The sequence below is a fragment of the Halomicrobium katesii DSM 19301 genome (assembly GCF_000379085.1).
In the GTDB taxonomy this organism is placed as follows: Archaea; Halobacteriota; Halobacteria; order Halobacteriales; family Haloarculaceae; genus Halomicrobium; species Halomicrobium katesii.
This window is the reverse complement of the sequence record NZ_KB905379.1, coordinates 66,862-83,057: the sequence shown is the minus strand read 5'-3', so window position 1 is coordinate 83,057 and position 16,196 is coordinate 66,862. Positions and strand designations below refer to the sequence as shown.

Sequence of the window (16,196 nt, the reverse complement as noted above, 5' to 3'; positions counted from 1 at the left end):
TCGAACACACACTCTTTTGGGTCGGAGCACGCACGGTGAGCCATGATCGAGAACCGAGCGACACTGGAGCGCAGTCCGGCCCACGCTCTCGCACTCGACTGTCTCGAACGCGCCGTCGCCGCCGCAGCACCCGAAGCGGCGATCCGGTCGACCGTCTCTGTCACGGATGGCACGCTGTCGATCGCCGACACCGACTACGACCTCACCGCGTACCGCGACGTGTTCGTCGTCGGCGGCGGGAAAGCCGCCAGCGGCGTCGTCGCCGCGCTGGAATCGATCCTCGGCGACCACGTTACCGACGGACTGGTCGTGACCAAACACCCGACCGACGGCGACCGCGTCCGGTGTGTCACCGGCGACCATCCGCTTCCGTCCGAGCGCAACGTCCGGGCCACGACCGACCTGCTGGAGCTGGTGGCGGCCGCCGACGCCGAGACGCTCGTGCTCCCGGTCGTCACCGGCGGGACGAGCGCACTCCTGACGGCTCCGACCGGCGACCTCTCGCTGACGGAGCTCCGCGAGACGACGGCGCTGCTGCTCGACAGCGGCGCGCCCATCCACGAAATCAACGCGGTCCGCAAACACCTCTCGGAGATCAAGGGGGGCCGCCTCGCACGGGCGGCCGCGCCGGCCACGGTCGCAACGCTCGTCCTCTCGGATGTCGTCGGCAACGACCTGTCGGCCATCGGCAGTGGGCCGACGGTCCCGGACGAGACGACCTACGGCGACGCCCTGGCCGTGCTCGAACGGTACGACGTTACGCCGCCGGACGCCGTCGCCTCGCACCTCGCGGCCGGGGACGCGGGTCGGCGATCGGAAACGCCGACCACCGCTGCGCTGTCGGCCGAGCGCGTCCGGACGCACCTGGTCGGGGACAACGCGCTGGCGCTCGACGCGGCCCGCGATGTCGCACGCGAGGCGGGGTACACGCCGCTCGTGGTGACTTCGCGCCTGCGTGGCGAGGCCCGCGAGGCCGGCACGACCCTGCTGGCCGTCGCCGAGGAGATCGCCGCCACCGGCGACCCGATCGAACCGCCGGCAGTCGTGCTGGCCGGCGGGGAGTGTACCGTCTCGATCACCGGCGAGGGCGGGACCGGCGGTCCCAACCAGGAACTCGCGCTGTCGGCCGGGATCGAACTGACCGGCGAGACGGTCGTCGCCGCCGCCGACAGCGACGGCGAGGACGGGAGCTCGGCGGTCGCTGGCGCGCTCGTCGACGGCGAGACAGTCGCGGATCGGGCGGCCGCCCGTGAGGCGCTCGCCGCCAACGACGCGGGCCGGTTCCTGAGCGAGGCGGACGCGACGATCCGGACCGGCCCCACGGGAACGAACGTCAACGACGTCGTGGTCCTCGTGGTTCCCGACCGCGCCTGATACTGTCGGCTGTCTCTTCGTGACGGGATTCGCTGTCGGGATATCGAAATCGCGGACAGATGGACGGCCGACAGTACGAGCGACTCCGCCGGCCGCGCTCGTCGCCCCTATCGGCCGACGACCGGATTCCGAAGCGTTCCGATACCTTCGATCTCTGCCTCGACCGTCTGGCCCGGTTCCAGCACCTCGACCGGATCGCGGAAGATGCCGACGCCGCCGGGCGTCCCCGTCGAGATCACGTCGCCGGGCCGCAGCGTCATGGCCTCGCTGATGTAGGCGACGAGCTCGCCCACGTCGAAGATGAACTGCTCGGTGTTCGAAGACTGCTTCGTCTCGCCGTCGACGCGCAACTCCACGTCGAGGGCGTTCGGATCGATGTCGTCGCCGGTGACCAGTCGTGGCCCCATCGGGGCGAACGTGTCGTAGCTCTTGCCCCGGAAGAACTGCCCGTCTTCGTTCTGGGCCGTTCGCTCGCTCACGTCGTTGAGCACGGTGTAGCCGGCGATGTGGTCGTAGGCGTCGGCCTCGTCGACCGAGGAGATCGTGTCGCCGACGACGACGGCCAGTTCGACCTCGTAGTCGACCTGGGGCGGCCCCTCGGGATCGGGGTGGACGATCGGATCTGCCGGGTTGGTGACGGCGGTCGGGGCCTTCCCGAACAGCATCGGGCTGTCCGGCACCGTCTCGCCTTGCTCTTGGGCGTGATCGTGGTAGTTGAGGCCACAGCAGACGATCTTGCCCGGCTGTGGCACCGGCGCGAGCAGCGACACCGCGGTGGGATCGATCTGCGTCGACGCCCCGTTCTCGATGCGGGCTGCGACGTGTGATCGGTAGCTGGGGTTCGCGAGGTCGTTCAGTGACGGCTCTCCCCACGGGAGATCGGACAGTGCGTGAATCGTCTGTTCGAGTTCCAGACCCCACGCTGGGGTCGTTCCGTCGGTGTATCGAACGAAGCGCATCAGTTCGATAGGCGGCAGTTCGACCCTTAAATCTTGAGATCCGTCGACACCCGCCGACCGGCGGTATCAGCCACGTTTATGACGCTCTCGCCACACAGTGGGCGCATGGAGCGAAACCAAAGCGCCAGCGAACTCTCGGTTCCGGAGGCGACGATCGTCGACGCGTGTGGCGATCTCGACCTCCCGAAACTCGGTGTCGTCGAACAGGTCTGGGAGACCGATCCGATCCCGGCCGCGGCCATCGACGCCCACGTCGAGAGCGCCGTCGATGCTCTCGAACTCGACGACGTGCCCGCGGGCGGCGAGATCGCGCTGGGCGTCGGCAGCCGGGGAATCGACAACGTCCCCGAGATCGTCGCAGCGGCCGTCTCGACGCTCGAAGACAGGGGGTACGATCCGTTCGTCTTCCCGGCGATGGGGAGCCACGGCGGCGCGACCGGCGAGGGACAGGCCGAGATGCTCGCGGAACTGGGCGTCACGGAGTCGTCGATCGGCTGTGAGATCCGGTCCAGCATGGACGTGGTCGAGGTGGGCCGAACGCCCGAGCGGGACGTGCCGGTCGTCGCCGACGCCCACGCCGCCGGGGCCGACGCCATCGTCCCGATCAACCGCGTCAAGCCCCACACCGACTTCGACGGGGCCGTCGAGAGCGGGCTCTCGAAGATGCTCGTCATCGGGATGGGCAAGCAACGGGGCGCGAAGATCGCCCACGAGTGGGCCGTCGACTGGTCGTTCCGGAACATGATCCCGGAGATCGCCGGGCAGCTGCTCGACGCGTTGCCGGTCGTGGGCGGGATCGCCCTGCTGGAAGATCAGCACGACGAGACGACGCTGATCGAGGGCGTCCCACCGAGTGGCTTCCTCGACCGCGAGCGGGAACTGCTCGAACGGGCCTACGACGTCATGCCGACGCTGCCCTTCTCGGAGCTCGACGTGGTCGTGTTCGACAGACAGGGCAAGGACATCAGCGGCCAGGGGCTCGACACGAACGTCATCGGCCGCCGGGCCTTCGCGATCAACGAGCCGGCACCCGACGAGCCGACGATCAAGCGCATCTACACCCGCGGGCTGACGGCGGCGACCCACGGCAACGCGATGGGCGTCGGCTCGGCGGACCTGATCCACGAGGACGTGGTCGCCGAGCTGGACGCCGAGACGACCCTGATCAATGCGCTCACCGCCAGCACCGTCCGCGGCGTCCGTCTGCCGCCGGTCGTCGAGAGCGACAGGGCCGGTCTCGTCGCGGCGCTCTCGACCATCGGCGTCGTCGATCTCGAGACCGTTCGCGTGGTCCGGGCGCGTGACACCATGCACCTCGCTCGCTTCTTCGCCTCCGAGGCCCTGATCGAGGAGGCACGCCAGCGCGCGGACCTCCGCGTCGTCGAGGAAGCGACGCCGATCGAGTTCGACGACGGCGCGCTCAGCGCCTCGCTGGCGGACTGACGGTCGCTGCTACTGCTGTTCGAGACTGACTGTCTGTACCGTCTCTCCCTCGCCGTCGCCGACGGTGACCCCCGACCAGGTCCACTCGACGGTCGGCGGTTCGGTCCAGGCCGTCGGGCTGGCTGTCCCCGGCACGCCGAGGACGGCCGACGCGAACCGGTAACTGCCGGGCTCGAAGGAGCGAGAGAGGACCGGGACCGCGGTACGGGGATGCTGGACGTTCGTGTTCGGGACCGGTGTGGTCACCGCTGGCTCACAGCGGTTCCCGCCGCCGACGGCCCGGAGGCCGCTGAAGTCCTCGAACGACACCGCCGCCATCTGTCCCTCGGTCGTCTCTCGCACGTCGTCGGCGTACCGTTCCTCGGTCGTCGGCAGCGCGAAGCCGCCCTCCGCGGTCTCGATCGCCCGCGCGGCTTCGAGCTGGTGGATGCGGACGTGCCACGGTCCGATCGGGACCACCTTCGTCCTGACTGTGACGTCGTCGAAGGGGTCCCACGTCGACGCCGCGACGCCGTCGTCGACGGTGCCGTCGAGACCGCCCGTCCGGCCGCGGAAGTGCTCGCCGTCCGTACTGACCACGAGCGTGCTGTCGATGCCACAGGCGTCGAGTCCGGCGATCCCGTCGTCGACGCCGAACCCGAAGTGACTGGAGTAGGCGAACTTGTCGTACTTGTTCCGGTAGCGGGGCGTGGCGGTGTCGCCGGTGAATGCGACGACGTGGTCCGGCTCGCGCCGGACGAGCAGGTCCGCCGCCTCGATCGGCCGCTGGCGGTCGAGTTCGGGCAGCGGCCGTTCCTCGGCCGTCCAGAAGGGGTGGTCCGCGTCGACGATCAGGGGCAGGAACGCCCGAAACGCCCAGTACGGCGAGGACGGGGAGTTGTACCGCTCGGTCATCTTCTGTGAGGGGTAGCGGTAGCCGACGGTCAGCGTCCCGTCGGCGGCGAAGATCGGCTGGTCGAACCACCACCGGAGATTCCGGAGCCACAGCCCCCTGATCTCGCCCCACGGGAGGTCGGCGTCTCGACCGACGAGCGCGAGCGCGCCCCAGAACGCGGCCTGGGCGAACCGGTAGGTGAGACTCCGGCCGTAGGGGACCGCGCGCCCGCTGGGCTCGAACAGGTGGCGGTACTCGCTGGCGAACTCGACCGCTCGCCGCCTGAACCGGGCCGCTCGCTCGGCATCGTCCTCGGCCAGCCAGGCGTAGAGGAGCCCCTCGACGTGCATCGTCCACGCACAGTAGTAGTCGACCGGGGCGTCCGGACCGTCGGCGTACCAGCCGTTCTCCAGCGCAAACGTTTCCAGACGGTCCAGGTCGGTCGCGACCTGCTGGCGGTCGAACGAGGCCCCGACCGACGACAGCCCGACGTTGGCCAGCACCCGGAAAAAGCGCCAGTTGTTGTCCGGGATCCACTCGCCGTTGGCCGCCGTCAGCCACGTCTGCACTCGCTCGCGTTCCGCCTCGTCGAGTGGCTCCCAGAGCCGCTCGGGGACGAGCCCGAGCGCCGTTCCCAGACAGGAGCCCTCGACGACCTTCTGTCGCCCGTCGGCGATCGTGCCCCAGTACTCCGGGTGATCCGGGTCCGTTCCGTTGACCAGTCCCGCCCGATACCGTTCCCACCCGTCGAACTCGCCGCCGCCGGCCGCGAGTGTGGCGACGCCCCACAGCGAGCGAGCGTACCCCTCGATCCCCGCTTCGTGGTTCGGGAACGACGCGCCGGCCGCGCCGACGCGAACGAGCGCCCCGCCCGGACTGTGGTGTGCTTCCAGCGGTGCGACGAGCTGTCGCACCGCTCGCTGTACGTCCGACCGCGTCTCCAGTGGGTTCTCCGTGACTGGATTTCCCATACCACCCCAACCGCGCTGTGGACAATGTATGTTGTGGCTCTGCCCTCGACGCGCGGCCGCCCCTCCGACCGCCGACGTGGCCGACGGCATGCCCTCGTTCGGTGCGGAAACTCAAGGATTTATAAATAGCGGCGTCGAAAGAGCTTCGCATGGGTCAGTCGAGCAGTGGCTCCAGCCATCCGGCTGGACTCGACGACGCAGAACCACAGACCACTATGAGCTACAACGCAGCGATCATCGGAACGGGCGGTATCGCCGGCATGGGCATCCTCGGGATGCACGACGAGGACGCCATCGGAAACGAAAAGATCGACGCCAGCCACGCTGGCGGCTACGCCAGCACGTCGGAGATCGAACTCGTCGCCGTCGCGGACGTAGACGAGGACAAGCTCGACACGTTCGGCGACGCGTGGGACATTCCCGAGGGTGGCCGCTATCTGGACCACGAGACGATGCTCGCGAGCGAAGACCTCGACGTGGTCTCGATCTGTACGCCGTCGTATCTCCACGACGGCCACGTGATCGACGCCGCACAGTCGCCCGCCGATCCGGACGTGATCTGGTGTGAGAAGCCGATCGCCTCGGACGTGTCCCGGGCACAGGAGATGGTCGACACCTGCGCGGAGACGGGGACGGAACTGGTCGTCAACCACTCGTTTCGGTTCACCGAGAAGCTCCAGCGGCTCCGATATCTCATCCAGCACGAGAACATTCTGGGCGACGTGCGGTCGGTCAGCACCCAGTACCGCATGGAGCTGATGCGCAACTCGACACACGTCCTCGACACGCTCGTCTTCCTGCTCGATACGGTGCCACGGGAGGTCAGCGGCTACATCACCGGCGAAAACGAGGCCGTCGACTCGCTTGACGTCGACGAGACGGTCGACGACGCCGGTGGCGGCGGCTACGTGGTCATGGAGGACGGGACCTTCGTGACGGTCGACTGTACGATCCCGCGCGACATCTCTTCGATGACGCTGAACTTCGTCGGCACCGAGGGGAAACTCTATCTCAACAACGACGACGGCGAGTGGCGCTACTGGCGGCTCGAAGACGGCGAACACGTCGAGACGCCACTGGACAACATCGACGGCGAGTGGACCTGGGACGACGACTACAAGAACTCCTTCGCCAACGCCGCCGCCCACGTCCAGGACCTCCTCGCGGGCGAGTCGGAGAACTACTCGCCTGGCGCGGAGGCCGTGCGATCCCTGGAGATGATCGTCGGCTTCTACGTCTCACACTATACCGGCGGCGTCGTCGACGTTCCCCTCGACCGACCGCTGCGCGACGTGACGATCACGTCCTGGTGATACCGTCGGCCGTCACTGCTTCTCGATCGCGGTCGCGAATTACCGGACGGCTGCCGGTCTCAGAGCCACGGTGCGCCGTCGCGCTCGACGAACCGCTCGGTCCGGTCGATCGCCTCGATCGCCTCGACGTCTTCCTCGTCGAGTTCGAGTTCGCGCGACGCGAGGTTGTCGCGGATGTGTGCTTCGCTCGACGCCTTCGGGATCGGCGTCACCACGTCTTTGGACTGGAGCCAGGCGAGACTGACCTGCGCCTCACTGACGCCGTGTTTCTCCGCGATCGACTGGAGTTCGGGCAGCTCGAAGACGTTCCCGCGTGCTAGCGGCGAGTAGGCCACGAGGTTGTAGTCGTGTTCGCGCGCGTGAGCCAGCAGTTCGTCCTGCTGGAGCAGCGGGTGCATCTCGACCTGGTGGGCAAACAGCGGGGCGGAGAGCTCAGCAAGCGCCTCGTCGAGGAGTTCGACCGAGAAGTTGCTCAGGCCGACGTGGTCGATCAGGCCCCGTTCTCGGAGTTCGCCGAACGCCGGCATCGTCTCCGCGGGATCGTAGTTGCCCACTGGCCAGTGGACGTACAGCAGGTCAAGCGAGTCGAGTCCGAGGCGGTCGAGGCTGGCTTCCAGTCCCTCGATCACTTCCTCGTGGGCGAGTCCGAACTTCTCGGCGTGGACTTTCGTCGCGACGAACACTTCCTCTCGGGGCACGTCGGCCTCGGCGATGCCCTCTCCGACGAGCCGTTCGTTGTCGTAGTACTGTGCGGTGTCGACGTGGCGGTAGCCCGCTTCGAGCGCGAGACGGACGCTCTCTCGACAGGTGTCCGGGTCGGTGTTTTGCCACGTACCGAGTCCAATCGCTGGCATCTGACGCATATCTGGTCGATTAGGCCCCACTCATTTAGCCTCTTTGGAAGCCTCGACCGCCGGTGTCCAGCCCCTAGCAGCCGATTTTCCCCGGGACACGGACCACCGCCCGTTCGGACATCGGCGACCGCCGTTCAGTATTGGTGGAGTAGCTTTATTATCACACACGGGAAAGACGACATCGATGCCCCAACAGAACAACTCCGGCGAGATACAGTCAGTGCAAACGGCCTTCCAGATCCTCGAAGAGTTGCGCCGCCGCAACGAGGCGAGTCTGATGGAGCTGACCGACGCCTTCTCGCTCTCGAAGAGCAGCATCCACAACTACCTGAGCACGCTCGAAGGGGACGGCTACGTCGTCAAGGACGGTAGCACGTACCGGCTCAGTCTCAAACACCTCGCGCTCGGGGGCAAGGCCCGACGCAGAGAGCAGATCTACGACATCGCCCGGGACGAAGTGACCGACCTGGCCGAGGAGACCGGCGAGATGGCGAACCTCCTCGTCGAGGAGAACGGCAAGGGGATCTACATCCACCGGGACCACGGAGCCGACGCCGTCAAGACTGACTCCTACGTCGGCCAGCGGGTCAACCTCCACAGCACGGCGCTGGGTAACGCGATCCTCGCACACCTCCCCGAGGAACGCGTCGACGAGATCATCGAGCGACACGGTCTCCCGGAGATGACCGAGAACACGATCACCGAACGCGACGAGCTGTTCGAGCGCCTGAAACGCGTCCGAACCGAGGGCGTCGCCTTCGACGACGAAGCCCGCGTCAAGGGCCTGCGGTGTGTCGCCGTCCCGATCGTGAACAACGACGACGTCGTCGAGGGCGCGATCAGCGTCTCCGGACCGACGAGCCGACTCCAGGGGGATCGCTTCCGCTCGGAACTCCCCGCGAAGCTCAAGAGCGTCGCCAACGTCATCGAACTCAACATCACGTACACGTAGTTCGACACCGGGTAGGTCAGGGCCTCGTCGCACCAACTGGAACGCTGCTGTCCGACGGTACGGTCGACCGTCCACGGGCGTCGACGCACGGCGAAGCCGAAGTCGTCCCACGGAGAACATTCACTTATGGCATACGGTAGTCCAGCATCGCTCGAAACTGCCTGTGTGCAGGAGAAAAGTCACGTTACAGCCGTTTCGCCTCGACAAATCCCGGACGCGGTCTGTGTTAGTAAATACTGTACAGTAAAACGCGACCAATATTATCTAAAAGAGAACAAAAGTCTATATACTGGTATAAGATTTGGTATATACAAATTCTGTCCAGTTAGCTACCGTCGTCGAGTCGACCATTGCGGGACGCTCTCGACGGGATCTCACTCTGATCAGTGTCCTCGTTCGTTCGTGCTGTCGGCCCTCCGCCGCAGCACTTTACAGAATTAGGACTGTAAAGCAAATCGTCGACCGGCGACGATCAGCGGGGGACGCCGCCCCGCTGTCTCGACGGCTCCGGTGTTCGTTGTTCATCTACTGTGATCCAGCATTGTTGGACTGGAGTGCTGTCGTTCGGCATCGGTCACCGTTCGTCGAACGATACTCGACCGCTATCGGCTCGCTTCCCTAGTACGGGACGTGATTCGTCTCTGCACGAGCACCGTATCGTATCGCTCGACCACAGTCACCGATTCTGTCCGGACACTAGATACTGTCACTCGATGCGAAAAGTGCCCAACACGCGCCGTCCGTCGTCGGTTGCTGACCACTCACCGACCAAACGCCGCTTACGAGTCACGTCCGGGCGCACTCTCTCGCTGGATTGCCACTTCCGTCCCCTTTTTTGGCTCGTCAGGAGTCCGCCGTCGCCAGATCCCCGAGGACGCGATCACCGAGTGCGAGGGCGAGCCCTGAGCCGACGAGGTGCCGGTCGATACCGTCCGTCCGTGGGTCCCCAGCACGACTACGCCGATGTCGTGTGCCTCGACGGACTCGCTGATTGCCTTCCCTCGCTCCCCCACTCTACCGACAGTGCACTTATTGGGCCTTGTTTAGACGCAGTACAAATCGGCTCTTGCGGCGTATGCTCCGCGAACAGATCGACACGATGAGGCACTCAGGACAGGTTTTAGATCAACCGCAACGGCCCGTGACTCGCCGGTTGAGGAGCGTCTAAACACGGCCCACTTATTGTGTTCCCCGCCGTCCTGTCAAGCATGTCGAAAGAAAACCCGGTCAGTATGTCGGCCGCGGAGCGCGACGAGATCCTCGACAGCGGCGGGACGGGCGTTCTCTCGCTCGCCGCCGGGGACGAGCCACCACACTCGATCCCGGTGTCGTACGGCTACGACGCGGCGGCCAGTACGTTCTACTTCCGACTGGCCGTGGGCGTCGACACCACGAAAGGCGATCTCGACGACCGGCCGGCGTCGTTCGTCACGTATCGGGAGGAGTCCGGGGACTGGCAGAGCGTGGTCGCCCGCGGCAGACTCGAAGACGTCGAGCGCGAGGGCATCGAGATCGAGACGCTGGAAGGGCTCGAACACGTCGACATCCCGCTGGTGGACATCTTCGACCGACCGCTCCGAGAAGTGTCGTTCGAGTTCTACCGGCTCGTTCCCGACGAACTGACCGGGAGAACAGAAGTCTAACGGTGATATGCCTTCAGAAGACGAGTACCAAGCAAAAATTCGTCCAACTAGTTACAGACATCTATTTACGTATATGGTCTGTCCAAGATAAGTGTAAAAACGGAGAAACTGTCGCTAACTATCGCTATTCTCTGGCCGTCTGACGGTCATCACGGGAGCCGACGACGTTCGAACGAGCTTTTCGGTGACACTGCCCAGCAGGAACCGCTCGACGCCGCTTCGGCCGTGGGTGCCCATGACGACCAGATCGATGTCGTTCTCCTCGACGTAGGTCCTGATCTGTCGGTACGGATCGCCGAAGCCGACGGCGGTTTCGATCGGTCCGAGCGACGCGTTCGCGGCTCGCTCGGCCACGCCGTCGACGGCCGACTGGGCCCGTTCTTCGAGTGCCTCCACGATGACGTGTGACCGAACGTCGACGCCCATCGACAGCGGCTCGATCGCCGAGAGCGCGTGGACGCTGGCGTCGTACGCACCGGCGATGTCGAGGGCCGGATCGATCGCCGCGTTCGCGGCGTCGCTGCCGTCGGTCGGGATCAGCACGTCTTCGAAGGGCGTCGGGCGCTCGTCGGCGTCCGCTCCCCGGACCGTGAGCACGGGCGTCTCGGCCAGCCGGAGCACCTTCTCGGTGACGCTGCCCAGCACGTATCGCTGGACGCCGGTCCGCCCGTGCGTGCCCATGACCACGAGGTCGACCGACGCCTCGTCGGCGTACTCCACGATCACTTCGTGTGGCAGTCCCCGCTCGACTGCCTCTACGACGCCGATCTCTGCCGAGAGATCCTCGCTGGCGTCGCGAACGATCGTCTCGTGTGCCGCGTGCTGACTCTCGTCGCCGACGGTGTGGTCCTCGATCCGCGAATCGGCCGCGGACAGGAGATGAATCGTCGCTCCGTATCGCTTCGCCATCTCTTCGGCGGCGCTGAGCGCGACCGCTGCACAGGTACTGCCGTCCGTCGGAACGAGGATGTCGTCGAACACAGTGTTCCCGATTCGCCCGTCTGAAGTATGAACGTACCGCCGCTCCGTGGGTGGCCGTGGGCCGTCCGCTCGGTCGACGCTACGACGTGGCGAGCCGGTCGAGTCACACCGCTGTCGCTACACGTCGCTCTCGGCCGCTGTGCTCGACTCCGGATACGCTCGCTTCCAGAGTCCCCGCAGCGGGAGGGTGGCGAACGGCAGCACGAACACCCCGTACAGCAGCGCCGTCGACGAGGACAGCGCCGGCACGAGCACGACGGCCACTGGAGCGAGAACGATCACGCCGACACAGCCCGCGACGACGGCGGCCACCCGTCGATCGATGGGTGCGAGTGCCGTCGTCCTGACGGGCAGGTCGAACGCCGTCACGAGGGTCTCGGCGTCGGCGACGGGTCCGAGCGAGCGCCGCGGATCGTCGCCCCAGCCCGCTGCCAGCGAGATCGTGCGCGTCCCCAGCAGCCGGTCGGGGAGCCGATCGGACACGACCTCGGCGTCGCGCAGCGACCCGATCGAGGCCCACCACTGGGGCTCGTCGAGCAGGCTGTCGTACGCCACGATTCGGTCGTCGTACCGGCGGTATTCGAGCGCCCCGTCCCTGAGGTAGAACGTCCCGACACGCGCCGCCAGGAGCGCGACGAACAGGCAGACCAGGACGAGACCGGAGCCGAGCGCGACTTGCCGCGAGGGCTCCTCTCCGCCGAGGATCACGAGCGAGAAGAGCCAGACGATGACGAAAGACGTCGCGTAGACGGGCGCTCGCTCACTCAGCGCCCGGAGTACGCCGGTGTACAGCACCGCGCGGCCGTCCGTCCGGACGCGCGCGTCGGGCTCGCCCGCGGGCACGTCGTCGACCTCTCGCTCACGGCCCGACTCGTCGGGTCCGGAGAGCCACCCGGTAAGTCGCCCGCCGTCGCCGTGGCTCGCTCGATAGCCCGACCACTCCACGAGGGTCTTGACGACGACGAACACGCCGAGCGTCGCACCCGTGCCGGCCACGGCCGTCACCGGGACGACGAACAGGACGAACGCCAGGAAAAACGCCTGCCGGGCCGGCGTCTCGATCACGGCGTACGGCGTGGTCGTCTCGTGGTGTCCGTCCCGCAAGTCCCGCCAGGTCTCGACGGTCTGGCCGACGACCAGCGTGGCGACACTCAACAGGACCTCCGGCTGGCTGACGACCGTGGTGATCGGGATCGTCTCGTTGACCACGACGCCGATGGCGATTCCGAACCACGCGGCGACACCGCCGACGGCGAGGGCGAAGGGCACGTTCCGCGGGTAGACCGGCGGCAGCCACGGGACCACCGTGACGCTCCCGCGCTTTCGGGTCAGCTCGTCCGAGACGCTGATGACGGTCGACCCCTCGTGGTCGGTCCGGGGCGGTTGCCGTGCGAACAGCGCCTTCACGCCCGCCAGCGGGAACGCGAACAGCACTTCCAGCGTGTAGACGACCAGCAGCGTCTCTGGCTCCCAGCCCAGTCGGACGACGCCGACCAGCGGGACCAGATTCGCGAGGGCGACCGGAACGAACCCCGCCGCTGTCGGCAGGCGCTCACTGCTCGTGGAGGGCATCGCCGGGGAGTTACGGACAGTGGCTCATAAGCGTACTGACCGGGGAGAGAGTGGGCGACGCTCCCGGAGATCGACGAAGACGAGTGCGAGCGTGTCCTCGACGTGAACCAGACCATCGTCTGGCTGTGCTCCGACGAGGTGTCGTTCGTTACCGGCCACGCCCTCCCGGCCGACGGTCTGATAAAATATAGCTTAGCTGCTAAGCTAGTTTGTAACGCTCCGCTGACTTCCGGCCTCACGACAGCACAACGTATCCCTCGGGCCGGCGTAGCTCGGCCCGTGACACGAGACGAGGAAGACTCCGAGACCGAAGACGGAACAATCGAGTGGCTGGACCGGCTCGTGAACTTCCTCGCGATCGACCTGCCCTGACGTGCCTGTCCGCGCACAGTCATACGGACGGTTGTAGCAATGTACCGGTGACCGTCGCCACGGGAGAGACGGTCACCGGTACGCAAGACAACTTTCCGTATCAGGCGGTGTCGACGACGGCGACGCCGTCGGGGTCGATCGCGACCGAAACCGTGGTCCCGACGGTCGTCTCCTCGGCGGTGCCGTTCAGGCGCAAGCGCAACTGCTGTCCGTCGGGCAACTCGCCGACGGCGCTGGTCGTCTCACCGAGGTACTGGTACTCCCGGATCGTCACCGGGATCGAACCGCTGCCGACCGCGATGTCGTCGGGTCGGACCACGACCGTCGCGTCCCCGCTCGTGTCGTCCGTGACCGCGTGCAGCCGCGTAAACCCCAGATCGACCGTGCCGTCGTCGAGCTGTGCGTCGAGCAGGTTCGCCGAGCCGACGAATCCGGCGACGAACTCGTTTGCGGGCGACTCGTAGATCTCGCGAGGCGTTCCGACCTGTTCCAGGCGGCCGTCGTTCAGCACCGCGATCCGGTCACACATCGCCATCGCCTCCTCCTGGTCGTGGGTCACGTACAGCGCGGTGACGCCCAGTTCGTCGAGCAGGCTCCCGATCTCGCGCCGGAGCCGATCCTTGAGCTTGGCGTCCAGCCCCGTCATGGGCTCGTCCAGCAGGAGGATGTTCGGCTCGATCGCGAGCGCACGCGCCAGCCCGACCCGCTGTTGTTGCCCGCCGGAGAGGGTCTCGGGCGCTCTGTCGGCGAGTTCGGCGATGTCGAGCAGCTCCAGCAGCTCCACGGCGCGGTCCCGTCGCTCGGCCTTCTCGACGCCTTGCATCTTCGGGCCGAACGCCACGTTCGCGAGGACGCTCATGTTGTCGAACAGCGCGTACGACTGGAACACGAGCCCGACGTTTCGCCGCTCTGGTGAGACGTGGGTCACGTCCTCGTCGGCGAACCGGACCCGACCGGCCGTCGGCGTCTCGAAGCCGGCGATCGTCCGCAGCGTCGTCGTCTTGCCACAGCCCGAGGGGCCGACGACGCCGAGGATCTCGCCGTCGGCGACAGTCAGGTCGAGCGCCTCGACTGCAGTTTCGTCTCCGTACGTCTTCCGGATGTCGTCGAGTTCAACAGTTACCATGCGTCTGTCTCGTGAGTGTCCGTTCGAGCGTTCATGTCGTAGTGAATCCGTGTCGGCCGACGGTCTGTAGCACGAGGATGGCGGCGACGACGAGACAGAAGTAGATCGAGATGGCCGCCGCCGACTGCAGGAACGGAGCGCGACTGATGTTCTCGTAGAGAAACAGCGAGAAGGGCCGTGGGCCGCGGGTGTACACCATGTAGGTGAAGTTGAACTCCGCGGCGGCCAGCGTCCACGTGATGATCGAGCCCGCGAGGATCCCGCCCCTGGCGTTGGGGACGATGACGGTGACGAACGTTCGGGGCCACGACGCTCCGAGCGAGCGGGCGCTCTCTTCGAGTCGGCGGAGATCCATCGACTGGAACGCGCTCTGGACGGTCAACACCATGTACGGCGACTTCAGCAGCGCGTAGCCGACGACGAGTCCGAAGGCCGTCCCGGCGTTGTCGGGATAGGTTCGCAGGAACGCGATCCCGAGGATGATCCCCGGCACGAGCGGCAGGACCGCGAGCGTGTTCAGCCACTCTCGGCCCCGGAACTCGTAGCGGGTCAGCGCGTAGGCGATCGGCACGCCGACGACGAGGTTGACGAACATCCCGCCGGTCGCCAGGAGGACGCTGAACCACAGGCCGGAGCCGATCCCTCTGCGCGCGCCCACGTCGGTCAGGCCGAGTGCCGTCCGCCAGTGTTCGGCGGTGACGAAGCCGGTGGGAACGACACCGGTGGCCGACTGTGCGAACGAGGAGACGAACGTCACCGCGATCGGGACCACGAGTACCGCGAGGACGAGTCCCGTCACCAGCGTGATCGCGGCCTTCCCGAGCGACTGGGGCGTCCGGAGCGTCGTCATCGGCGGATCACGTCCGCTTCGGTGTAGCGCAGGCCGACGAACGTGACCGCGAGGATGAACGCGAAGTACACCAGCCCGATGCTGGCGGCGATCTGGCTCTCGTAGCCGACCGAGAGCACCTGACTGATCTGGAGCGTCGCGACGTTCAACCCCTGCAAGACCAGGACCGTGCCGAAGATCGCCAGTGCCGTCCGGAACGTGAGCAACGACGCGGCGACGATCCCGGGACGGATCTCGGGCAGCGTGACGTAGTAGAACGTCCGAAGCGGATCGGCACCGAGCGCTCTGGCCGCCTGCTCGGCGTCGGTGTTGACCTCGGCGTAGGTCCCGCGCAGGACCATCGTCGCTCGCGGGAGCAGCGAGTAGACGTACCCCACGAACAGCCCCGTCACGGTCGTCGCGGTCGCCAGGTCGATCGGCCCCTGACCGCTGAAGAACGCGACCGCGTTCGTCACCAGTCCCTGTCGGCCCAGCAGGGCGACGACCATGAACGCGACGACGATCCCGGGGAGCGCGATGGGGAACGAGACCACCGAGACGAGTACGCGTTCGAAGGGCAGCGAGTACTTCGCGAACGCGTGTGACACTGCGACGCCCAGCGTGACGCTGACGGCGCTCGTCGCCGCAGCGAACCAGAGCGTGTTCACGGCGACCCGTCGATACAGCGGGTCCGTCGCCAGCGTCCGCCAGGCCGACACCGAGAACCCGACGTTCGCGAACCGGTCTGCGGAGACACTCATCCGGATCATCGTCGCCAGCGGGACGAATGCGGCCACCGCGGCCAGGACGAGGAAGGGCGCACACAGGACGAGGATGCGTCGCCGTCGCCGGTCGCGCTCGGTCTCGGGTGTGAGGGTGTCTCTGGCAGCCGACAGTTCGAACCAGGTGGTGGTGCTCATGGCTGCTCCCGAG

General features: G+C 66.6%; 13 protein-coding genes. 5 read left to right on the top strand and 8 right to left on the bottom strand.

Annotation, left to right across the window (positions count from 1 at the left end; translation table 11 throughout):
- Positions 1 to 42: 42 nt before the first annotated feature.
- Entirely contained in the window at positions 43 to 1,374 is a 1,332-nt protein-coding gene (locus tag HALKA_RS0115945; RefSeq protein WP_018258939.1) for a glycerate kinase type-2 family protein, read from the top strand.
- A 107-nt stretch (positions 1,375 to 1,481) separates the two neighbouring features.
- On the opposite strand, the gene HALKA_RS0115940 is transcribed toward HALKA_RS0115945, so the two are convergent.
- Positions 1,482 to 2,333, bottom strand: coding sequence for a fumarylacetoacetate hydrolase family protein (locus HALKA_RS0115940; protein ID WP_018258938.1), 852 nt, complete (start codon positions 2,331 to 2,333; stop codon positions 1,482 to 1,484).
- A 105-nt stretch (positions 2,334 to 2,438) separates the two neighbouring features.
- Here HALKA_RS0115940 and HALKA_RS0115935 point away from each other — a divergent pair, with 105 nt between their 5' ends.
- Positions 2,439 to 3,776: a nickel pincer cofactor-dependent isomerase, group 22 gene (locus HALKA_RS0115935; protein WP_018258937.1), complete on the top strand. Its 1,338-nt coding sequence runs from the start codon at positions 2,439 to 2,441 to the stop codon at positions 3,774 to 3,776.
- Between the two features lie 9 nt (positions 3,777 to 3,785).
- Here the strand turns inward: HALKA_RS0115935 and HALKA_RS0115930 are convergent, their stop codons facing one another.
- On the bottom strand, positions 3,786 to 5,621 hold the full coding sequence (locus HALKA_RS0115930; protein ID WP_018258936.1) for a DUF2264 domain-containing protein: 1,836 nt from the start codon (positions 5,619 to 5,621) through the stop codon (positions 3,786 to 3,788).
- 215 nt (positions 5,622 to 5,836) lie between these two features.
- Here HALKA_RS0115930 and HALKA_RS0115925 point away from each other — a divergent pair, with 215 nt between their 5' ends.
- Complete coding sequence (locus HALKA_RS0115925; protein ID WP_026190362.1) at positions 5,837 to 6,934, top strand: Gfo/Idh/MocA family protein; 1,098 nt, start codon at positions 5,837 to 5,839, stop codon at positions 6,932 to 6,934.
- A gap of 59 nt (positions 6,935 to 6,993) precedes the next feature.
- Here HALKA_RS0115925 and HALKA_RS0115920 read toward each other — a convergent pair whose 3' ends face one another.
- Positions 6,994 to 7,797 (bottom strand): aldo/keto reductase, encoded by an 804-nt coding sequence (locus HALKA_RS0115920; protein ID WP_018258934.1) that lies wholly within the window; start codon positions 7,795 to 7,797, stop codon positions 6,994 to 6,996.
- Positions 7,798 to 7,972: 175 nt separating this feature from the next.
- Here HALKA_RS0115920 and HALKA_RS0115915 point away from each other — a divergent pair, with 175 nt between their 5' ends.
- Both HALKA_RS0115915 and HALKA_RS0115910 read left to right on the top strand, forming a co-directional pair.
- The gene (locus HALKA_RS0115915; RefSeq protein WP_018258933.1) at positions 7,973 to 8,740 is read left to right on the top strand and encodes an IclR family transcriptional regulator; all 768 of its coding nucleotides are present in this window, start codon (positions 7,973 to 7,975) and stop codon (positions 8,738 to 8,740) included.
- 1,208 nt (positions 8,741 to 9,948) lie between these two features.
- Positions 9,949 to 10,383 carry a pyridoxamine 5'-phosphate oxidase family protein gene (locus tag HALKA_RS0115910; RefSeq protein ID WP_018258932.1) on the top strand — a complete coding sequence of 145 codons (435 nt, stop codon included), beginning with the start codon at positions 9,949 to 9,951 and terminating at the stop codon, positions 10,381 to 10,383.
- 114 nt (positions 10,384 to 10,497) lie between these two features.
- Here the strand turns inward: HALKA_RS0115910 and HALKA_RS0115905 are convergent, their stop codons facing one another.
- From HALKA_RS0115905 to HALKA_RS0115875, 5 genes are all read right to left on the bottom strand, one after another.
- Positions 10,498 to 11,364, bottom strand: coding sequence for a universal stress protein (locus tag HALKA_RS0115905; protein ID WP_018258931.1), 867 nt, complete (start codon positions 11,362 to 11,364; stop codon positions 10,498 to 10,500).
- Between the two features lie 117 nt (positions 11,365 to 11,481).
- A complete protein-coding gene (locus HALKA_RS0115900; RefSeq protein WP_018258930.1) occupies positions 11,482 to 12,936 on the bottom strand; it encodes a DUF6498-containing protein in 1,455 nt (484 codons plus the stop codon).
- 472 nt (positions 12,937 to 13,408) lie between these two features.
- Positions 13,409 to 14,434 carry an ABC transporter ATP-binding protein gene (locus HALKA_RS0115885; RefSeq protein ID WP_018258927.1) on the bottom strand — a complete coding sequence of 342 codons (1,026 nt, stop codon included), beginning with the start codon at positions 14,432 to 14,434 and terminating at the stop codon, positions 13,409 to 13,411.
- Positions 14,435 to 14,465: 31 nt separating this feature from the next.
- On the bottom strand, positions 14,466 to 15,284 hold the full coding sequence (locus tag HALKA_RS0115880; protein ID WP_018258926.1) for an ABC transporter permease: 819 nt from the start codon (positions 15,282 to 15,284) through the stop codon (positions 14,466 to 14,468).
- Entirely contained in the window at positions 15,281 to 16,183 is a 903-nt protein-coding gene (locus HALKA_RS0115875; protein ID WP_018258925.1) for an ABC transporter permease, read from the bottom strand. Before HALKA_RS0115875 ends, HALKA_RS0115880 begins: the two co-directional genes overlap by 4 nt.
- Positions 16,184 to 16,196: the final 13 nt, after the last annotated feature.